General features: G+C 48.4%; 22 protein-coding genes and 1 other RNA gene. 2 read left to right on the top strand and 21 right to left on the bottom strand.

The window, feature by feature from the left end; all coding sequences use genetic code 11:
- Positions 1–2: 2 nt before the first annotated feature.
- Positions 3–569, top strand: coding sequence for a TetR/AcrR family transcriptional regulator C-terminal domain-containing protein (locus ACI39P_RS00620; protein ID WP_439718784.1), 567 nt, complete (start codon positions 3–5; stop codon positions 567–569).
- 157 nt (positions 570–726) lie between these two features.
- Here the strand turns inward: ACI39P_RS00620 and ssrA are convergent.
- Positions 727–1,084, bottom strand: a transfer-messenger RNA (tmRNA) gene (gene ssrA / locus ACI39P_RS00615).
- 141 nt (positions 1,085–1,225) lie between these two features.
- On the bottom strand, positions 1,226–1,699 hold the full coding sequence (gene smpB / locus ACI39P_RS00610; RefSeq protein WP_439718783.1) for an SsrA-binding protein SmpB: 474 nt from the start codon (positions 1,697–1,699) through the stop codon (positions 1,226–1,228).
- Between the two features lie 277 nt (positions 1,700–1,976).
- Here smpB and ACI39P_RS00605 point away from each other — a divergent pair, with 277 nt between their 5' ends.
- A complete protein-coding gene (locus tag ACI39P_RS00605; RefSeq protein ID WP_439718782.1) occupies positions 1,977–2,261 on the top strand; it encodes a hypothetical protein in 285 nt (94 codons plus the stop codon).
- Positions 2,262–2,465: 204 nt separating this feature from the next.
- Here the strand turns inward: ACI39P_RS00605 and rnr are convergent, their stop codons facing one another.
- The 19 genes from rnr to ACI39P_RS00510 form a co-directional block, all read right to left on the bottom strand.
- Positions 2,466–4,625 carry a ribonuclease R gene (gene rnr / locus ACI39P_RS00600; RefSeq protein ID WP_439718781.1) on the bottom strand — a complete coding sequence of 720 codons (2,160 nt, stop codon included), beginning with the start codon at positions 4,623–4,625 and terminating at the stop codon, positions 2,466–2,468.
- Positions 4,626–4,989: 364 nt separating this feature from the next.
- Complete coding sequence (gene secG / locus ACI39P_RS00595; RefSeq protein ID WP_439718780.1) at positions 4,990–5,229, bottom strand: preprotein translocase subunit SecG; 240 nt, start codon at positions 5,227–5,229, stop codon at positions 4,990–4,992.
- Positions 5,230–5,353: 124 nt separating this feature from the next.
- Positions 5,354–6,757: an MATE family efflux transporter gene (locus ACI39P_RS00590; protein ID WP_439718779.1), complete on the bottom strand. Its 1,404-nt coding sequence runs from the start codon at positions 6,755–6,757 to the stop codon at positions 5,354–5,356.
- Positions 6,758–6,759: 2 nt separating this feature from the next.
- Positions 6,760–7,224, bottom strand: coding sequence for a MarR family transcriptional regulator (locus ACI39P_RS00585; RefSeq protein ID WP_439718778.1), 465 nt, complete (start codon positions 7,222–7,224; stop codon positions 6,760–6,762).
- 128 nt (positions 7,225–7,352) lie between these two features.
- Positions 7,353–7,922 carry a putative phage tail protein gene (locus ACI39P_RS00580; RefSeq protein ID WP_439718777.1) on the bottom strand — a complete coding sequence of 190 codons (570 nt, stop codon included), beginning with the start codon at positions 7,920–7,922 and terminating at the stop codon, positions 7,353–7,355.
- The gene (locus tag ACI39P_RS00575) at positions 7,922–8,995 is read right to left on the bottom strand and encodes a baseplate J/gp47 family protein (RefSeq protein WP_439718776.1); all 1,074 of its coding nucleotides are present in this window, start codon (positions 8,993–8,995) and stop codon (positions 7,922–7,924) included. Before ACI39P_RS00575 ends, ACI39P_RS00580 begins: the two co-directional genes overlap by 1 nt.
- Entirely contained in the window at positions 8,992–9,396 is a 405-nt protein-coding gene (locus ACI39P_RS00570) for a DUF2634 domain-containing protein (RefSeq protein ID WP_439718775.1), read from the bottom strand. Before ACI39P_RS00570 ends, ACI39P_RS00575 begins: the two co-directional genes overlap by 4 nt.
- A 1-nt stretch (position 9,397) precedes the next feature.
- A complete protein-coding gene (locus ACI39P_RS00565; protein ID WP_439718774.1) occupies positions 9,398–9,715 on the bottom strand; it encodes a DUF2577 domain-containing protein in 318 nt (105 codons plus the stop codon).
- 12 nt (positions 9,716–9,727) lie between these two features.
- Positions 9,728–10,375: a hypothetical protein gene (locus ACI39P_RS00560; protein WP_439718773.1), complete on the bottom strand. Its 648-nt coding sequence runs from the start codon at positions 10,373–10,375 to the stop codon at positions 9,728–9,730.
- A 15-nt stretch (positions 10,376–10,390) separates the two neighbouring features.
- Complete coding sequence (locus ACI39P_RS00555) at positions 10,391–10,537, bottom strand: hypothetical protein (RefSeq protein WP_439718772.1); 147 nt, start codon at positions 10,535–10,537, stop codon at positions 10,391–10,393.
- Between the two features lie 11 nt (positions 10,538–10,548).
- A complete protein-coding gene (locus tag ACI39P_RS00550; RefSeq protein WP_439718771.1) occupies positions 10,549–10,914 on the bottom strand; it encodes a phage tail assembly chaperone in 366 nt (121 codons plus the stop codon).
- Between the two features lie 2 nt (positions 10,915–10,916).
- Positions 10,917–11,894 (bottom strand): XkdQ/YqbQ family protein, encoded by a 978-nt coding sequence (locus ACI39P_RS00545; protein WP_439718770.1) that lies wholly within the window; start codon positions 11,892–11,894, stop codon positions 10,917–10,919.
- Positions 11,895–11,912: 18 nt separating this feature from the next.
- Positions 11,913–12,560: a LysM peptidoglycan-binding domain-containing protein gene (locus ACI39P_RS00540; protein ID WP_439718769.1), complete on the bottom strand. Its 648-nt coding sequence runs from the start codon at positions 12,558–12,560 to the stop codon at positions 11,913–11,915.
- On the bottom strand, positions 12,542–12,904 hold the full coding sequence (locus tag ACI39P_RS00535) for a phage tail assembly chaperone (protein ID WP_439718768.1): 363 nt from the start codon (positions 12,902–12,904) through the stop codon (positions 12,542–12,544). Before ACI39P_RS00535 ends, ACI39P_RS00540 begins: the two co-directional genes overlap by 19 nt.
- 26 nt (positions 12,905–12,930) lie before the next feature.
- Positions 12,931–13,386 carry a phage tail tube protein gene (locus ACI39P_RS00530; protein WP_439718767.1) on the bottom strand — a complete coding sequence of 152 codons (456 nt, stop codon included), beginning with the start codon at positions 13,384–13,386 and terminating at the stop codon, positions 12,931–12,933.
- 14 nt (positions 13,387–13,400) lie between these two features.
- A complete protein-coding gene (locus ACI39P_RS00525) occupies positions 13,401–14,693 on the bottom strand; it encodes a phage tail sheath family protein (protein WP_439718766.1) in 1,293 nt (430 codons plus the stop codon).
- Between the two features lies 1 nt (position 14,694).
- Entirely contained in the window at positions 14,695–14,859 is a 165-nt protein-coding gene (locus ACI39P_RS00520) for a hypothetical protein (RefSeq protein WP_439718765.1), read from the bottom strand.
- Complete coding sequence (locus ACI39P_RS00515) at positions 14,819–15,280, bottom strand: phage tail terminator family protein (protein ID WP_439718764.1); 462 nt, start codon at positions 15,278–15,280, stop codon at positions 14,819–14,821. Before ACI39P_RS00515 ends, ACI39P_RS00520 begins: the two co-directional genes overlap by 41 nt.
- A complete protein-coding gene (locus ACI39P_RS00510; protein ID WP_439718763.1) occupies positions 15,277–15,639 on the bottom strand; it encodes a hypothetical protein in 363 nt (120 codons plus the stop codon). Before ACI39P_RS00510 ends, ACI39P_RS00515 begins: the two co-directional genes overlap by 4 nt.
- Positions 15,640–15,696: the final 57 nt, after the last annotated feature.

Here is a 15,696-nt window from a genome sequence, read left to right as displayed (position 1 = left end):
CAATGGCGGAAGACAGACGAATCCGAAGAACCAAAAAAAGAATGGCGGAAGCACTGGGCATCCTCCTGATGGAAAAACCCCTGAAAAACATCACCGTTCGGGAAATCGCTGAACTGGCCGATATCAACCGCGGCACATTCTATCTGCACTATAAAGATGTTTTCGATATGTCGGAGCAGATTTTCAATGAAATCTTTGAAAAATTCAACGAAATCGTTTCTTCCCACGAATTAAAGGAAAAAACCGAATCTATTTTTCCCCTTTTGGTGGAAATTTTTAGCCTGCTGGGCGAAAACGCCGATTTATTTCAATGTATGCTTGGCAAAAATGGAGATGCTGCCTTTATCGATAAACTGAAAAATGTGATCCGGGAAAAATGCTTTGTCCATTTACAGGAACTGTTCCATTTTGAAAATGAAAATGATTGGGACTATTTCTATAATTTTATCATTTCCGGCTGTATCGGGCTCATCGGTGCCTGGCTGGAAAGCGGGCAAAAGGAAACTCCGCAACAGATGGCTGCTCTGGCGGAAAAAATAATTTTAAATGGGATTGAGGCTTTTACATAAACTCAGGAAAAATACTCCGATGCTGTTTCATCTACAATCTAAAGAAACAAACTCCATTGCCTTTCCCTGGCATCAGAAAAGACAGAAGCCCCATTGGAAAAAGTCTGACTTTCTCTCAATTAAAAAATCCTTGAAAACTAATGTTTTCAAGGATCCGGAATGGAGATGAGGGGAATTGAACCCCTGTCCGAAAACCCATCCGTAAGAACTTCTCCCATCACAGTCAGTCTTTTGACATTCCCTCGTTACAACGCCGAATGACAGGCTTTGTCCCTCAGTAGCTTCATCAATCTTTTCCTGCCGCAAAGCTTAAGCAGAAAAGTGCCCCACCAAGTCGATGCCGGATTCTCCGGCGGTGAGAAACCGGAGGCCGACAGGCGCCATTAATTAGGCAGCCAGTGCAAAATTATTTTTGTCGTTTCTTTTTAAAAAGGTTCCAGCTTGATGACGCGGTTCACTGGTCCGCGGATGGCTATCCCTACTTTCAAGACTCCCGTCGAAACCATTGCATCCCCATGTAACATACTCTTTTTTCGCTTATGAAGCCTCTCCCCTATCTACCTGCAACTGTGCAAGGGGCCGAGTGAAAAAGGATTGGTTTTGTCCCTCCGAGCTTTTTCTGTCTCCATGGAAATATGGTATGAAACGACCAATCTTTACAAAGTAAGATTTCTGATTTTAAATTCTTTTTCTGCCTGACGGCGCATATCATTCTTCGCAATGGTCTCTCTCTTATCATAGAGCTTTTTCCCTTTTGCCAAAGCGATATCCACCTTCACCAGGCTGCGGTCGAAATAGACCTTTAATGGTACAACCGTATACCCCGCCGCCTGGCTTTCATGGGCCAGCTTGCGGATCTGTACCTTATGCAGCAGCAGCCTTCTGGGGCGCAGAGGGTCTTTATTGAAGATATTGCCCTGTTCATAAGGGCTGATGTGCATATTGTAGATGAAGGCTTCCCCATCCTTGATCTGAATGTAGCTTTCCTTCAGGCTGCACTTGCCCGCCCGCAGGCTTTTCACCTCTGTCCCTGCCAAAGAAATGCCGGCTTGTATGGTCTCTTCGATGAAATAATCATGATATGCTTTTTTATTTTGCGCAATCAGCTTGGTTCCCTTCGCCTTTGCCATACAGAATCACCTGCTTCTTTGTCTTTCCTCTCTTACTGCAGGAATAACTATACCATAGAATATCGAAAAAAGCAAATAACGTTTCGATTACAAATATTTCAATTTATTTACAAAAAATTCCCATTTTTCAAGCTTCTTTTCCTTTTTTCCCTTCTGCAAAATACCAATTCATACGGCTTCTTTCAATTTACATGAATTTTGCCCATAGCGCCGTCTTTTTCTGTTATAATAGGGTTCATAAATATCATCTAAATCGTTTTTCAAAAAGGAGATTCCAATGAAAATCAACACTGTGAAACGAATTTTCCTCATCTTTCTATTTTTCTTTCTTTTATGGTTCGCCATGGCAGCCACAGACCTGCTGCGCCTGAAAAGCTTTGAAAAGCCCATCTTTGCCCGCCCCACTCAACTCCATCAGGACGGCGGCTCCGGCATCTATGAGGGCCTTAGCTGGCGCATCGAATTGGAAGGAAATTTTATGCCTGAGGATGAACTGCCTGGTGTCACACAATTTGCATACTATCTTTTTGATGACCTGATCTTTGCATCCATCCGAGATTAAAAAAGGCACTCTCACGATTAGAGGAGTCCCGATAAGAAAACAAAAAATGTTTTCTTATTTTGGGACATCCCATGGAGGAGGCTTTGCCTCCTTCGGCTAGGGCGATTTATCGCCCAATGACGCAGTGCGGCTTAAGAAATCAACAAAAAATTGAAATAATGTTTTCTTAAGCCGCCACTACTTTTCTGAGAATGTCTTTTTCTTTTAGTCCTCAAATGTTTCAAGATCCTCTTCAAAGGCAAAATCGATGGTGCCCATCATACGGTCTACCTTAGCCACGGAAACCGTCACCCTGTCCCCCAGGCGATAGCTTTTCTTCGTCCGCTTGCCGCATACCAGCATATTTTTCTCGTCGAATTCATAGTAATCATCATCCATCTGGGCCAGAGATACCATCCCCTCGATGGTATTGGGCAACTCCACATAGATGCCCCAGTTGGTCACACCGGAAATGATGCCTTCGTAAATTTGACCAACCTTATCTTCCATATATTCCACTTTTTTCAGGGCATCCGTATCCCGCTCCGCATCCTCTGCAATGCGCTCCCGCTTCGAACAATGCTTCGCCCATTCAGGCATTTTTCTGCGATATTCCAGAGAGGACTTTTCATCCAGCTCGCCGTGAAGCATTTTTTTAATCATACGATGAATCTCCAAATCGGGATATCTGCGGATGGGAGAAGTGAAATGGCAGTAATATTTCGCCGCTAAGCCAAAGTGTCCGCCGTTTTCCGCCGTATATCTGGCCTGCATCATGCTCCGCAGCACCATACGGGTGATGATGCGTTCTTCATCGGTGCCTTCTGCTTTCTGCAGCACCTTCTGAATTTCCCGAGGATGGATTTCCCCGTCCTTCTTCCGCAGATAATAGCCAAAGCCCCGCAGAAACTGTTCCATTTTTTCCAGCTTTTCCTCATCAGGCTCCTGATGGCTGCGGTACATAAAAGGCATTTCCTGCCAGAAGGAATTTTCCGCAATGGTCTCGTTGCACACCAGCATAAATTCCTCGATCATATTGGTAGCAATGCTTTTTTCGTAAGGTTTGATCTCAATGGGCTTGCCATTTTCATCCAAAATGATTTTGGATTCCGGCAAATCAAAATTCACAGAGCCTCTTTTTCTTCTTTTTGCCCCCAAAATCTGACGCAGTTCCTCCATAGCCTCCAGCATGGGCAAAATCTCTGCATACTGTTCCAACAGTGCCGGGGTTTCCTCCTCCAAAATCTCCCGTACTGTGGTATAGGTCATACGGTAATCGGAATTGATGATGGTTTCCGCAATGCGGTGACTCACCACTTCCCCTTTCCTGTTCAGCTCCATGATGCAGCTGAGGGTCAGCCTGTCAACATGGGGATTCAAAGAGCAGATGCCATTGCTCAGCTTATGGGGCAGCATGGGGATGACCCTGTCCACCAGATAGACGCTTGTCCCTCTGGCATAGGCTTCCTTATCCAGCTCCGTCCCCTCCCTGACATAATGGGAAACATCGGCAATATGCACGCCCAATTCAAAATTGCCGTTTTCCAGTTTCCGCAGGGAAATGGCATCGTCCAAGTCCTTGGCATCCTCTCCGTCGATGGTGATGGTCAGCAGATTTCGCAGGTCTTCTCTGCCCGCTTTATCCTCTTCTGCCACTTCTGTACCGATGGTTTCGATTTCATTGTAGACTGCATCGGGAAATTCCACCGCCAGTTCATATCTGCGGATCACAGACAGAATATCCACACCGGGGTCATTCACATGCCCCAGAATTTCCACTATCTTCCCCTCTGGGTTGCGTCTGTCCTCGCCGTAATCGATGATCTCCACCACCACCTTATGGCCTGTCACTGCGCCCTTCGTATGATCTCTGGAAACAAAAATATCCTTGGCAATCTTCTTATCATCGGCCACCACAAAACCATAGCCCTTGCTGCCTGCTTCAAAGGTACCAACGATGCGCTGCTGTCCCCGTTCCAGAATCCGCACGATGACGCCGTCAGCCTTTTTGCCCTTTTCCGCTTTATGCAGCACCTTGTAAAGGACTTTATCTTTCTGCATAGCCCCCATGGTTTCGCTGGCAGGGATAAAAATATCCTCACCGCCCTCATCGGGAGTAACAAAACCAAAGCCCCTTGCATGGCCGATAAAGGTACCCGTTGCCATCTGCAGATTTTTGGGAGAGGCCAGCTTGCCCTTTTTGGTTTCAAAAACCTTTCCTTCCTGGATCAGCTCATTGATGAGCAGCTCGAATTTCTCCCGGTCCTCCGCAGGCACAGAAAGCATAGCCCGCATATCCTTGCGCTTCATGGGTACATATTCTTCGCTTTCGATATATGCTAAAATTCTTTCTTTTCTTTCCTTTAGAATATCCATCTCTTCCATAGAATTCTCCTTATATTTTCTTGAAATTATCTTTCCCCAAAATTTCTCGTCCTATAAAAAAAGATGCCTTTTCGGCATCTTCTGACTGCGGGTAAAACGAATTTCGTGCCGCTGAAGGGTTCTGGAAACAAAGAGGATTCCCCAATGGAATCCGCAGAACGTTCCGCACTTTCGCCTTCGGCAAAAGCCCCTTGCTTTGCAAGTGTCCGCATTTTTCTTTCCGGTGCATTGCATTCCCTTCCGTCGAGGAAAACAGGAAGTTCCGAGGCACCTGCACCGCCGGAATTTATCTGTTTATTCTCTGTCTCCTCGTCGAAATCCTGATTTCAACGAAGGGTGTCGACACCGTCGACACCCTAATTTCTTAACCTACCAGATTTACGATGAATGCAATAATCATGAACAGTGCGCCGCCGATCTTTGTATATTTTTCCAGTGCGCCTTCCACAGAATTGCCTTTGTTTTTGCTCCAGTAAGAATCGCTGCTGCTGCCGCTTACTGCGCCCAGCCCAGCAGAACGTTTGGACTGCATCAGAATGATAGCTGCCAGAACAACTGCCAAAATCATCAAAATAACTGTTAATACTGTACCGATTGTAGACATACGAAAACCTCCTGTATTTTCACTCTGCAGAGTGTAATATCATCAGATTCAGGGACACTTCACCCCACTATTCGCATATTGTAGCACATTCTTTTCTTCTCCGCAACAGTTTTTTGCCCCAAACCTAAGCTTTTCCTTCTTCCTGCAGGGCTTTTTGCTGCCGGGAAAGGCTTCGGAAATTGATGACCACCATCGTGATAGAAAGGAGCGCCGCCAGCCCGTCTGCAATGGGGCCCGCAAAGAGCACACCGTTCAAGCCGAATTTCAAAGGCAGCAAAAGCAGGATGGGCAGCAATAAAAATCCCTGCCGGGAAGCGGAAAGGACAATACCCTGCTTCACATTGCCAATGCTGGTAAAATAGTTTACCGTTATAGGCTGCAATCCAAAAGTAAATACCATAAACATATAGATCCGCAGATATTTTTCCGCAAATGCAAAATACAGCGTATCTCCTACGCCAAAAATACTGATGACCCCTTTCGGGAAAAACTGAAACAGCAAAAATGCTGTCATACTGAAACAAAGCCCGATCTTTACAGCCTTTTTATATGTCGCCTTTACTCTTTCATAATTCCTTGCCCCCATATTGAACCCAAGGATCGGCTGACACCCCTGTGCAAGGCCGACCACAAAAGCCACCATGATACTGTTCAGTTTCGCAGCCACGCCGGAAACGGCCAGAGGGATATCTTTCCCATAAATAGATAATGCGCCATAGTAGGTCAAGGAATTGTTCAGCACGATATTCACTACCATCATAATGGTATGATTGATAAAATTGCTGGTTCCCAGCTTGGCGATTCTCCCAACATAAGCTCCTTTTAAGCCCAGCATATCCTTTTGAATGGGAAAAGTCTTAAACTTGGGAAAATAGCGGATACACAACAAAAAAGAAAAGATCTGGCTGATCAGAGTCGCCAAAGCGGCTCCCTGAATCCCCCAGCCGAACCCAAACAGGAAGAATGCATCCAAAACGACATTCAAGATTGCCCCGCTGACAGTGCAGGTCATGGAATAAGCAGGGCTCCCATCTGCGCGGATAATCACACTGGCCGCACTGGTAAACAACAGAAACGGAATCCCGATTGCCGTAATGCCCAGGTAGCCCTGGGATAAAGGCAGCACATTTTCTGTGGCTCCGCAAATCATCAAAATCGGCGTTTTGAAAATCAAAACCACTGCCATAAGCAAAAGTCCAACCAAACTCATCATTGCCAGCCCTGTACCGATGAACTTTTTGGCTTCTTCCGGCCGCTTCGCTCCCAGGTTGATGTTAAAATTGGCAGCAGTCCCGATGCCGATCATCTGGGCAAAAGCCGTCAGCAAAATCGTCACCGGAAAAGCAACATTGGTAGCCGCATTTCCCAGCATCCCCACCACATGCCCAATGAAGATCTGGTCCGTCATATTGTAAAGCGAATTCACCAGCATACTGATGATAGATGGTATTGCAAATTTTCGCATCAATCCGCCCAATGGTGCATACCCCAAAGGATTTCCTTCAGAACAAGTCTGTTGTCCTTCCATTTTCATTCTCTCCTTTCTGCTGTTCCCCCGTCTATATTTTTATTCATATACATATTGACAAAATTCCCCTCCATTTGCAGCAGTGCTTCATAAACCATCTCCAAGGTTTCTTCCTCTATCCCCTGTGTCAAAAGCCTGTTAAAGGCGTGCAGTTCTTCTTTTACCAACGGTTCTAATCTCCTGGCCTTTTCTGTAGGGTAAATCAAGTTTTTCCGCCGATCCCGTTTATCCTGTATCCGTTCCAGAAGCCCTTTCTTCTCTAAAGATTTTACAACACGGGTCGTCACCGCCTTATCTACCCCTACAATGGCGGTCAGTTCTTCCTGCGTTATGCCCTCCTGATGCTGCAGCGCCATAAAAAAAGGCTGCTCCGCTGCGGTCAAGCCATATTTGGCCAAAGCGGTACCTATATATGTTTGACTCTTTCGTCCCAAAAGAGTGATTTTTCGCGCAATACTTTGATTCATCTTCCCACCTCCTCAGAAAGAATATCAAAGAATAGTTGATATGTCAACTATTTGCACAAAAATAAGATGTATCCTTACCCGATCAGGATACATCTTTTTCCGTCTGTCCCTTTTTTGCCTGAAGTCTCTCACGCTTTTTCATTCTGATAAGGCGTCAGGTCCTCTAATGGAATCTGCCCATAGGTCCACTTCCATTCCTTCATCTGCCCATGGGTCAGTATGCTCACCTTTTCATAAGTATTTACATGCAAATCCACTTCCAGTTTCAAATTTGCCGGAATCATCTTTCGCAAATGTCTCTGCAAAAAATCCTGCTTCTCTTTTACCCGAAGTTCCAGAAGAAGATGCAGAAAATAACTTTCCTGTTCCAAGGAGACACAATAGTTTTCTTCCCCCAGGCAGCCATCCAGCCAGTCCAGCAGGTGGAACCGAGTATAGGGGCTTTGGCTGTTCCAGCGATACAGAATTTCCTTCCGGAGTGCTTCTGTTTCCAGTACTTCTGCCCCCAAAAATCCCATCATCTTTGCCAGCCGCAGCAGCCCGCTTTTTTCCGCCGTCAGAATCCACTGGTTGTTTTCCGTTTCCTCCCGTGCCGCCGCCGCTTCCTCCAAAATAATTCCTTCGATTTCCGCCAGCTTTTGAAATTCCTGTAATTCTTTTACTGTTTCCGGCAGATACTGGCTATATCTGTTTTCCATCATGCTGTCACCCCGATCTCGCCCAGAACAGGGATTTCATCCGCTCCTAAAATTGTATTTCCACCTGTGCCATTGACCATGCAATCAAAAATATCCACCACGCCATCCGCCTCCAATGCTCTGGCCTCCAGATAACTGATGCGTACCGTCAAAGCTTCACTGTCCGCCCAGCTTTTCCGCAGCTCCTCGAAATATGTCTCAAATCTGCTTCGGATATCCGCCAGCACCGTTTCCTGTACAGCTCCTTCCGCCAAGGAAATGCCCATGGTAATATCACAAGTTACTTCCGTAACCCCTTCCACTGTCACCTGATGCCCAATGGGCGCAATCCCATATCCCTCGCCTCTGCTTTCCGGGTCAATTTCCCTTTGCAGCTCTGCCAGTTCCGTTTCCGCAGGGGCATGCCAGCCTTGGTCGATGATCACCAGCTTTACTGTGCCGCCGCCGTTCCAAGCAGGGTATACCTTCACCCCGCCCACGTTCTGCAGTGCGCTGACCTTTCTCTGGTAATCGGCGATATTCCCCCCAAAAGCGTCTGCATCAAAGCTGGCAAAGTAACGTTTTCTAAGTTCTTCGTCCCCTTCTTCGTCCTCGCCGTCGGTCCGCAGTTCCTCCAATGTAGCTGCCGCCAATCCATCCATATTCTCCAAAGGCAGCAGGTTCCCTAAGTAATCATTCCCGCAGGCCCCTGCTGTTTCGCATTCCAAAATATATCGTCCGTCTGCTTCTCTGGAAAGCACCACATAATAATATTCTTCCAAAAAGAATCTGGTGTCCGCTTCTACTGGGTATTCCTCTCCGTCCTCGTTTAAAAACCTTCCGTAAAAAGTCGCTTTCACTGCCGGCTTTCTGGTGATGCCCCGTTCCGCCGCCCGTCTGGTCAGGTCATCTCCCGTAGCTGTATCCGCAAAAGTCCTGTCCTCCAACATATCCAGATTGGCGTAAAAAGTGGCCGCTTCCGCTGCATTGGGTGCCAGTGCATCATAAATCAGGCTGCCCTGCCGTTTGTCTCGTTTATCATCGATCTGATCCAGTTTCTGTTCCATCAGTTCCTCATAGCTTTTTACCATCATATATCCACCGTCCTTTCCGCCGTGATCTCACCAAAGATAGTATGCACCAGAAACGCCGCCGTCACGCTTCCCTTTTCCTGCTGAAAGGAAAAATCCGTTACTGCTGTGATCCTGTCATCAGCCAGCAGCGCGTCCTCAATCCTCTTTTTCAGTTCCGGAATCACATAGGTCATATTTTTTCCATACAATTCTTCCAACTCAATGCCGTAATTCCAATCGTAAATAACATATCGGTATCGTTCCGTCTGCAAAATTTTATGAATTGCCTGTTTCATGGCTTCCAACTCATCCACTGTTCCCCGCACCTCTGCCCGTTCCTCGTTGAGCTTCCAGGTCAGGCTGGGAATCGTTTTTTTCTCGATGCTCGCCATATCCAGTTCCATGTCCTGTGTTGGTGTCATCCTATCCCTCCTGTCTCACTCTGCCCAGTACCAGATACTGCTGCCCACCGGCCGCCCGCACCAATGCCACGGCTTCTCCCGTTTGTAATTTTTTGTTCCGCTTCATTCGAAAGCTGTCCCACGTCCCTCCGTTGATGCTGATGGTTCCCGTCTCTTCCCAGTCCAGTACGTCCTCTGTCAGCACCAGAAAGGGCTCTGTCAGTTCCAGCCCTTCTTCCAGTCGGATGCAGAGGGGCTCTGCCGCCGTCACCGTCCCAATGCAAAAATCCGCCCCTGTTTCTGCCGCATCCAACGCCAGCTGTTTGATAATCTCAAGCATCTTGCTCCCTCCTTATCCTCTCAGCCGCCTGCCGCAGCTTTCCCGCTCTTCCCAGAGCTTTTTCGTCATCTGCTGCATCAGCTTTTCTATATCAAGTAGTGTCTCCGCCTGGGGTTCTTCTCTTTTCCCTGTTTCCGTTTTTGGCATTTCCTGCTCTGCTTCCGCAGCAGGCATTTTCTCCTGTTTCGCTTTTTCCGCCACAGGCACAACGCTTCGTTTTTCTCTTTCTTCCTCGGGCATCTCCCAAGGAAAAGCCTGCCCCAGCTTGCCTTCCTCTGCTTTTGCCTGCCCTTCGCCCTGAAAAACCTCCGCCGTAAAAATATTGGAAACCTTCCGTTTCACCGCTCGTTCCCCTTCTTCCGCAGCCTCCGAACTCTTTTCCTGTTCTTCCTCTGCTTCCGCAAAAAAGAGCTTCTTCTCCTGCTCCAAAAGGCTGCCTTCCTGTTCCTTTTCTTCCAAAACAGCTTCTGCCTTTTCCTCCCAGAAAGCCTTTTTCTTCTCCCCCTGGGTCAAAGAAACAGCATCGCCCATCTCAGCAAACCGATTTTGAATGTTCTCCACGCCATTCCAAAACCCAATGCCTTTCGTCTCGTCTGCTCCGATTTTTTCCTTCCAAAAATCCAGCAGCCGCCCGAAAAGCCCTTTCCTTTCTTTTTCCATGTTCCTTTTCCCCTCTTATCCTCCAGCCTTTTCCGCAGCCTCAATCTCCAGCTCTATGGCGGCGCAGCAAAACATCCGCTCCGGTGTCGTCATTTCCGCCCACTCTCTGGGGCGTATCCCGTATTTTCGGAGGGCATAGCAGGCATAATCCGCCTCATCCACGCCCTCCTCAATCAGTTTTTTGCCTGCGCCTTCCAAGCCTTTCTACGCTGCTGAAAGCCGTTGATCTCCTTCACTTCTTCCAAAAGCCGCATATACTCTCCGGGGTAAAGCATCTCCTTCAATGCCTTTTCGCCGCTGTCCACGCCATAGCTTTCCCAAAGTTCCTTGTCCTGCAGATCAGGCTTTACCACAGAAAGCAGGCATAACGCCGCCCATTTGTCCTTTTTTCCTTCCGCTGCCCTGCGGTATTCCTCCTCACTGACCGCCCGAATCTCCCAAAGTGCCTCTGCGCCATCCTCTGTAAAACAAGGGGAAATTTTCACCTTTCTGTTTGCAGGGAATCCATTGTCCTCCTTCAAAAAACTTTTCAAATCCATCCTTATTCCTCCTCCATGCGAATATCCAACTGCATCCGATGCTCTCCGTCGGCAAAGATATGGGTGCAGCTTTCGATAAGAGCTTTCCCCTTTAAACTGATTTCCGCCAATCCCGGAATTTCCAGCCAAATACTATTTCCCGCGTAAAGCATCATTTCCCCATTGATATTCTCAATGGTCAGCTTCTTCACCACCCTGCATTTTTCCTTCAAAATATTTTCCGCCAGTTCCTTCAGCTGTACGCTGTTCATGCTGTAAGCCACCCGCTTGTAATACTGCAGCCTGCCCCATTGTTTCACCTTATCCGCCTGTTCCGTTTCCCATGCCTTTTGCTCCGTTTCCTTCCGTCCCGCATGGTAAAGCCGCACTGCGTTATAAGTATCCTGACTGATATCCGTCTTGTATGTATACTCGCTGATGCCCCCATCACATTTCAGCACCGCTTCTGCTTCCATTTCCTTTCTCTCTTTTACCGTCAGCCAGCCGGCCTTGTCAAAGAGGAAATATTCCTTTCCTGTGGCCTGCCCGCAGATTTCCAAGGCAGAAAGGATAATGTCCATCAGCGTTTCCCCTTCTTCGATCCTCTGGGGAATCTTCCACCCGCTGTCAGAAATTTCCCCCACCTGCAAGCCATAGTCTGCGGCAATGGTCTGGATGATTTCCTTTGCCCCCTTGTTCAGGAAAACATATGTTGCCTTGTTCCTTGCCAAGTAAAACATCTGGTCATAAGCCGTCACGCTGATGATCTGCTCACTGGTTCTCTCCTTTGTCATCACAAATCCGCTGAACCGCAAAATCGTATCTACATAAAGAGAAACCTTATCCCCCTCCACAAAGTTCACAATACCGTCTCTGACCACCTGAAATTTTAGCCTTCCCGCCTTTCCCATGATGCTGGCGTACCATTCCACGCTCCCCTCTAAAATCGGTGTAGCATCATAGATGTTGCTGCCATGCTGCAATAAAAGTTTTATCGTCATCCCCTTCTCCCCTTTCTTTTACAGCTTCAAAACCTGCCCGGGATAAATCTTGTTCGGGTCGGCAATGCCGTTCTTCTGGGCAATCTCCTTATATTTTGTCCCATCACCCAACTGCTTTTTCGCAATGTTCCAAAGGCAGTCCCCCTTCTGCACCGTATAGGTTGCAGCAGGCTGCTTTGCCTGTCTCTCCTGCCCCTGCTCCACCATGGCATTGCCCTTGATGCTGTAGCGGATGCTTTTCGCCGCTTTCCATTCCTTCCAGTGCAGTTCCGCCCAGAAGTCCCCCTGTTCGCCACCTTTTTCCGTCACCGTATAATCCTCCAGCAGCACCTCCATGTTCCCGCAAAAAAGCTGCGTCCCGTCCGCCAGCCTGCGGAATAAGATCAGCTGCACAGGCTTTGCCGCCGCCTTATATTCCTTGAAATAATTCAGGAAATATTCCGGCTCATGGAATCCATCCTCCGTCTGCACAAAGCTGTACTGTCTCCCCGGCAGCAATGCGGTAAATCGAATCTCCTGCAGTCCCGGCTTTTTCGCCAGGTTCATCTCCCCAAAATTCAGGATATATACAGTCTTGTTTTGGTTTCCCGTCTTTGTCTCTATCTCAGAAGGTGTCACAGGCAGCAAAATCTGCTGCCCGTCCTGCTTCAGATACAGTCGATACATTCCTTGTCACCTCCGTTGATCTCCTCCACAGCCCTGCGCAGCCGGTCGTATTCCCCCGCCAGCAGCAGTCTTGCCAGCAGCCGTTCTGCCCCGGCCACGCCATAGTTGTTCTGCAGCGCCGCATCCTTCAAATCGGGAAAAACCACACTTTCCGCCAGCACCGCCCCTTCATATCTCTTCTCGTCCTCGCCGCATCTTTTCCAGATGTCCTCATTTTCTCTCTGGCTCATGGGGCGGATGCACCAAAGCATCTGCCCCCCGTCTGCCGCCAGTCTTTCCGTCAGAAGGACTTCTCTTTCGCCCCTGTCCTTCCTGTTCTCTCTGTAAAAACATTCCTGTCCCAAAAAAATCCCCTCCCCGGTCTGAATGGTTACAGCGTGTCAAAGCTATCCAGCAGTTCCACGCCGCCAAAGGTAAATTTCATTTCTTCCTCCATAGCCGCTTCATCCACATCCAGCTTGCCGATGAGCATTTCTTCAATGTTCACATCCTTCAGCAGCACCGTCTGTCTGCCCACATCCCCCGTAGGGTCTTCGTTGGTCAACATCAGCTCAAAGTAGGTGTCCACGCCATTTTTCATGTAATCCACCATCACCTCTCTGAACAGGCTGCTCACGTAATACACTGTCATAGTGCCGGTGCCTTCCCAGCCGCCGCTTTTCTGCTGCTTTGCCGTCAGCCCTAAAATGGGGATGGTGGTTCTGGTTTTCTTTACCTTTGCTTTGATGTTTTTCACCTGCATCAGTTCCTGTCTTTTCCCGTCAATGATAGCAAAGCAGGTGCCCAATGCCCCATTGACAGTATCCTTCGCTCTCAAATAACCCATCTATCGCACCTCCTTTACACAACTTCCACCTTCATGTACAGCTTTTCCATGGCATCCACCGGCTGTACGTTTTCATAAACCACTACATCCTGTTTTTCCGCACCTTTTTCCACAGTGATATCCTCCGCTGTGAAAGTTTCAATGGCCTCCATCTGCATCAGTTCCTCGTGGTACGCAAGGATTTCCGCCTTCAGCAGGTTTCTGCCGTTGGCATTGTTGCTCTGTTTCCCCAGATAATACTTGCTGAAAAGATTCGCCACATCGTTGGCGATGCTGTCCAGCACCCTTACTACTCTGTTGCTGGAAAAATCGCTGTTCTTTGTTGTCTCAAAAGAAGTCAGGCTGTTGATATCCCGCAGCACCCGCAGCTTGCCGTCCTCCTCATAGAACAGGAACTGCCCTTCTTGGATACCCTTGATATATTCGCTCTTTTTCAGCTTTGCGTTTCCTTCGTATTCACCGTCGTAAATCATGTTTGTCAGGCTTTCGTTCACCCCTGCCCCTGCTGTGGCCCCGGCCACCCAGTAAACCAGTTCACTGGCTGTCCCCACGGAAATGATCCCTTCGTGGTCTGCCGCGGCATAATCATACAGCACTGTCACAAATTTTACGCCTTCCTCATCTCTCATCCGCTTTGTAAAATTCACAAACAGTTTTTTCGTAATTTCGTTACTGCCGTTATACGCCAGCACATTAAAATCCTCTGCTTCTGCCGCCGCCAGAAAATCCGTATAAGCGCTGCCTGCTGCCGTCTCCGTGGTGCCCCCTGTCAGGTGAAGCCCTGCCGCCGCTGTCAGTGGACCCGCGCCGCTGAAAGAAACATAGTCGTTTTCCGTCAGCTCTTCCACATTTTCTGCAGTCTGGCTGTCTGCCAGCTCTGCCCCCAGGTATGTCTCCACGTCGAACTTTCCTTCCTCATCCACATTTGCCACAATGGCAATGCAAATATCATTGCCTCTTGCCCCGGCGTATTTTGCCGTCACGGTCAGGTTTCCTTCTGTCACAGCCGCCTTTTCGCCGCCATTCAGCCGATACAGATGTACCTTTTTCGCGTGCAGGAAAAGTTCCCGCATGTCCTTCATCTTGTCATCCAGGTAATCATAGCCAAACAACGCTTTGCTGTCTGTCCGGAAGTCTGCCGCTTCCACTGTCTGCATCCCTTCTCTGCCCCAGTCCATTTCCATGCCCACGCAAATCACGCCTCTTTCTCCCAAGTTGCTCATAGCTCTGGGTCTGGAAACAAAGTTAATGTATGCCCCGGGCAATACCTTGTTCTGCACTAAAAAAGTGCCGCCGCCTGCTGCCATATCAATGCTCCTTTCTTTCTCCTGTCAAATATGCCTGAATTTCCTTTTCCGCCTCTTCCTTGGTATATGCTCTGTCCTCCAGCACCGCTTTCACCAGATCAGCCCCATACCCAAAAGTCTTGCTCTTACTCAGCTGTTCCCTGCTGAATGCCGCCTTCTGTTTCATAGCCGCTCACTTCCTTTCCGTTGTATTCCAGCCGTTCCATCAGGGCCGCTTCTTCCTCGTCAAAAATGATGTGATATTCATATTCCACCGTCACCTTCACGCCCTCCGCCGTCTTTTCCTGCCGCATCCCCGCTGCCGCAAATACCTCGTCCGTCCCAATGATACGCAGGGCTTCATAAAGCCCCTCTGCTGCCGCCAGTCCTTCCGCCGCCGCTGCTTCCGTTTCCCCGCAGAAATATCTGCTCTCCGCCATAACCTTTCTTGCTGCTCTCCTGCCCAGCAGCCGCTTCTGCTCCGTCTCTGTGATTTCTACCGTGAAGCAAGGCCTTTTTCCTCCTTGAGGAACCTCCTGCCCATAGACCGGCAGCCCAAATTTTTCTGAAATGGCTTTTATGACCGCTCTTCTGATTTCTTCCGTCATACTGTCTCTCTCCTTCTCAAGCCTACTGCCTTATGGGTCAAAAATACTTGGCTGTCTCCCGCAGCAAAATACTGCCGTTCCTGGCCGTTTTCCTTCCGTATCCGCAGGGCGCTCCCTGCCGGAATCTCCTTTTCTGCAGGGTAAAGCAAGATCACTGTCTTTTCCATCTTCGCCAAAAGTCCCTTTTCTCCGCAGGCCACGGCCTTTTCCGTCAAGCGGCAGGGGAAGCTGTCTGCCTCCCCCTTCTGGTGCATAGTTTCCCCCCAGTCCGCCCTTTCCTCCCGGAAAATCTCCACATAGCAGGTGTCCCAGAATAGGCTCTCCACGGCTTTTTTCGCTCTTGCAAATTCCTTCTTCATGCCGTTTCCTCCTCGTATAATATCTTTTAGATACATAAATGTACCTTGAAAACTTAA

Origin of the sequence: Anaerotignum sp. (genome assembly GCF_051877975.1) — a bacterium.
Lineage (GTDB): Bacteria > Bacillota > Clostridia > Lachnospirales > Anaerotignaceae > Anaerotignum_A.
Note: the sequence above shows the minus strand (reverse complement) of the source record. Positions and strands in the feature narration are given on the sequence as shown.

Coding starts and splice junctions, on each gene's coding strand:
- ACI39P_RS00620 (WP_439718784.1), top strand. CDS start 3: ATGGCGGAAGACAGACGAATCCGAAGAACCAAAAAAAGAATGGCGGAA.
- smpB (WP_439718783.1), bottom strand. CDS start 1,699: ATGGCAAAGGCGAAGGGAACCAAGCTGATTGCGCAAAATAAAAAAGCA.
- ACI39P_RS00605 (WP_439718782.1), top strand. CDS start 1,977: ATGAAAATCAACACTGTGAAACGAATTTTCCTCATCTTTCTATTTTTC.
- rnr (WP_439718781.1), bottom strand. CDS start 4,625: ATGGAAGAGATGGATATTCTAAAGGAAAGAAAAGAAAGAATTTTAGCA.
- secG (WP_439718780.1), bottom strand. CDS start 5,229: ATGTCTACAATCGGTACAGTATTAACAGTTATTTTGATGATTTTGGCA.
- ACI39P_RS00590 (WP_439718779.1), bottom strand. CDS start 6,757: ATGGAAGGACAACAGACTTGTTCTGAAGGAAATCCTTTGGGGTATGCA.
- ACI39P_RS00585 (WP_439718778.1), bottom strand. CDS start 7,224: ATGAATCAAAGTATTGCGCGAAAAATCACTCTTTTGGGACGAAAGAGT.
- ACI39P_RS00580 (WP_439718777.1), bottom strand. CDS start 7,922: ATGGAAAACAGATATAGCCAGTATCTGCCGGAAACAGTAAAAGAATTA.
- ACI39P_RS00575 (WP_439718776.1), bottom strand. CDS start 8,995: ATGATGGTAAAAAGCTATGAGGAACTGATGGAACAGAAACTGGATCAG.
- ACI39P_RS00570 (WP_439718775.1), bottom strand. CDS start 9,396: ATGACACCAACACAGGACATGGAACTGGATATGGCGAGCATCGAGAAA.
- ACI39P_RS00565 (WP_439718774.1), bottom strand. CDS start 9,715: ATGCTTGAGATTATCAAACAGCTGGCGTTGGATGCGGCAGAAACAGGG.
- ACI39P_RS00560 (WP_439718773.1), bottom strand. CDS start 10,375: ATGGAAAAAGAAAGGAAAGGGCTTTTCGGGCGGCTGCTGGATTTTTGG.
- ACI39P_RS00550 (WP_439718771.1), bottom strand. CDS start 10,914: ATGGATTTGAAAAGTTTTTTGAAGGAGGACAATGGATTCCCTGCAAAC.
- ACI39P_RS00545 (WP_439718770.1), bottom strand. CDS start 11,894: ATGACGATAAAACTTTTATTGCAGCATGGCAGCAACATCTATGATGCT.
- ACI39P_RS00540 (WP_439718769.1), bottom strand. CDS start 12,560: ATGTATCGACTGTATCTGAAGCAGGACGGGCAGCAGATTTTGCTGCCT.
- ACI39P_RS00530 (WP_439718767.1), bottom strand. CDS start 13,386: ATGGGTTATTTGAGAGCGAAGGATACTGTCAATGGGGCATTGGGCACC.
- ACI39P_RS00525 (WP_439718766.1), bottom strand. CDS start 14,693: ATGGCAGCAGGCGGCGGCACTTTTTTAGTGCAGAACAAGGTATTGCCC.
- ACI39P_RS00520 (WP_439718765.1), bottom strand. CDS start 14,859: ATGAAACAGAAGGCGGCATTCAGCAGGGAACAGCTGAGTAAGAGCAAG.
- ACI39P_RS00515 (WP_439718764.1), bottom strand. CDS start 15,280: ATGACGGAAGAAATCAGAAGAGCGGTCATAAAAGCCATTTCAGAAAAA.
- ACI39P_RS00510 (WP_439718763.1), bottom strand. CDS start 15,639: ATGAAGAAGGAATTTGCAAGAGCGAAAAAAGCCGTGGAGAGCCTATTC.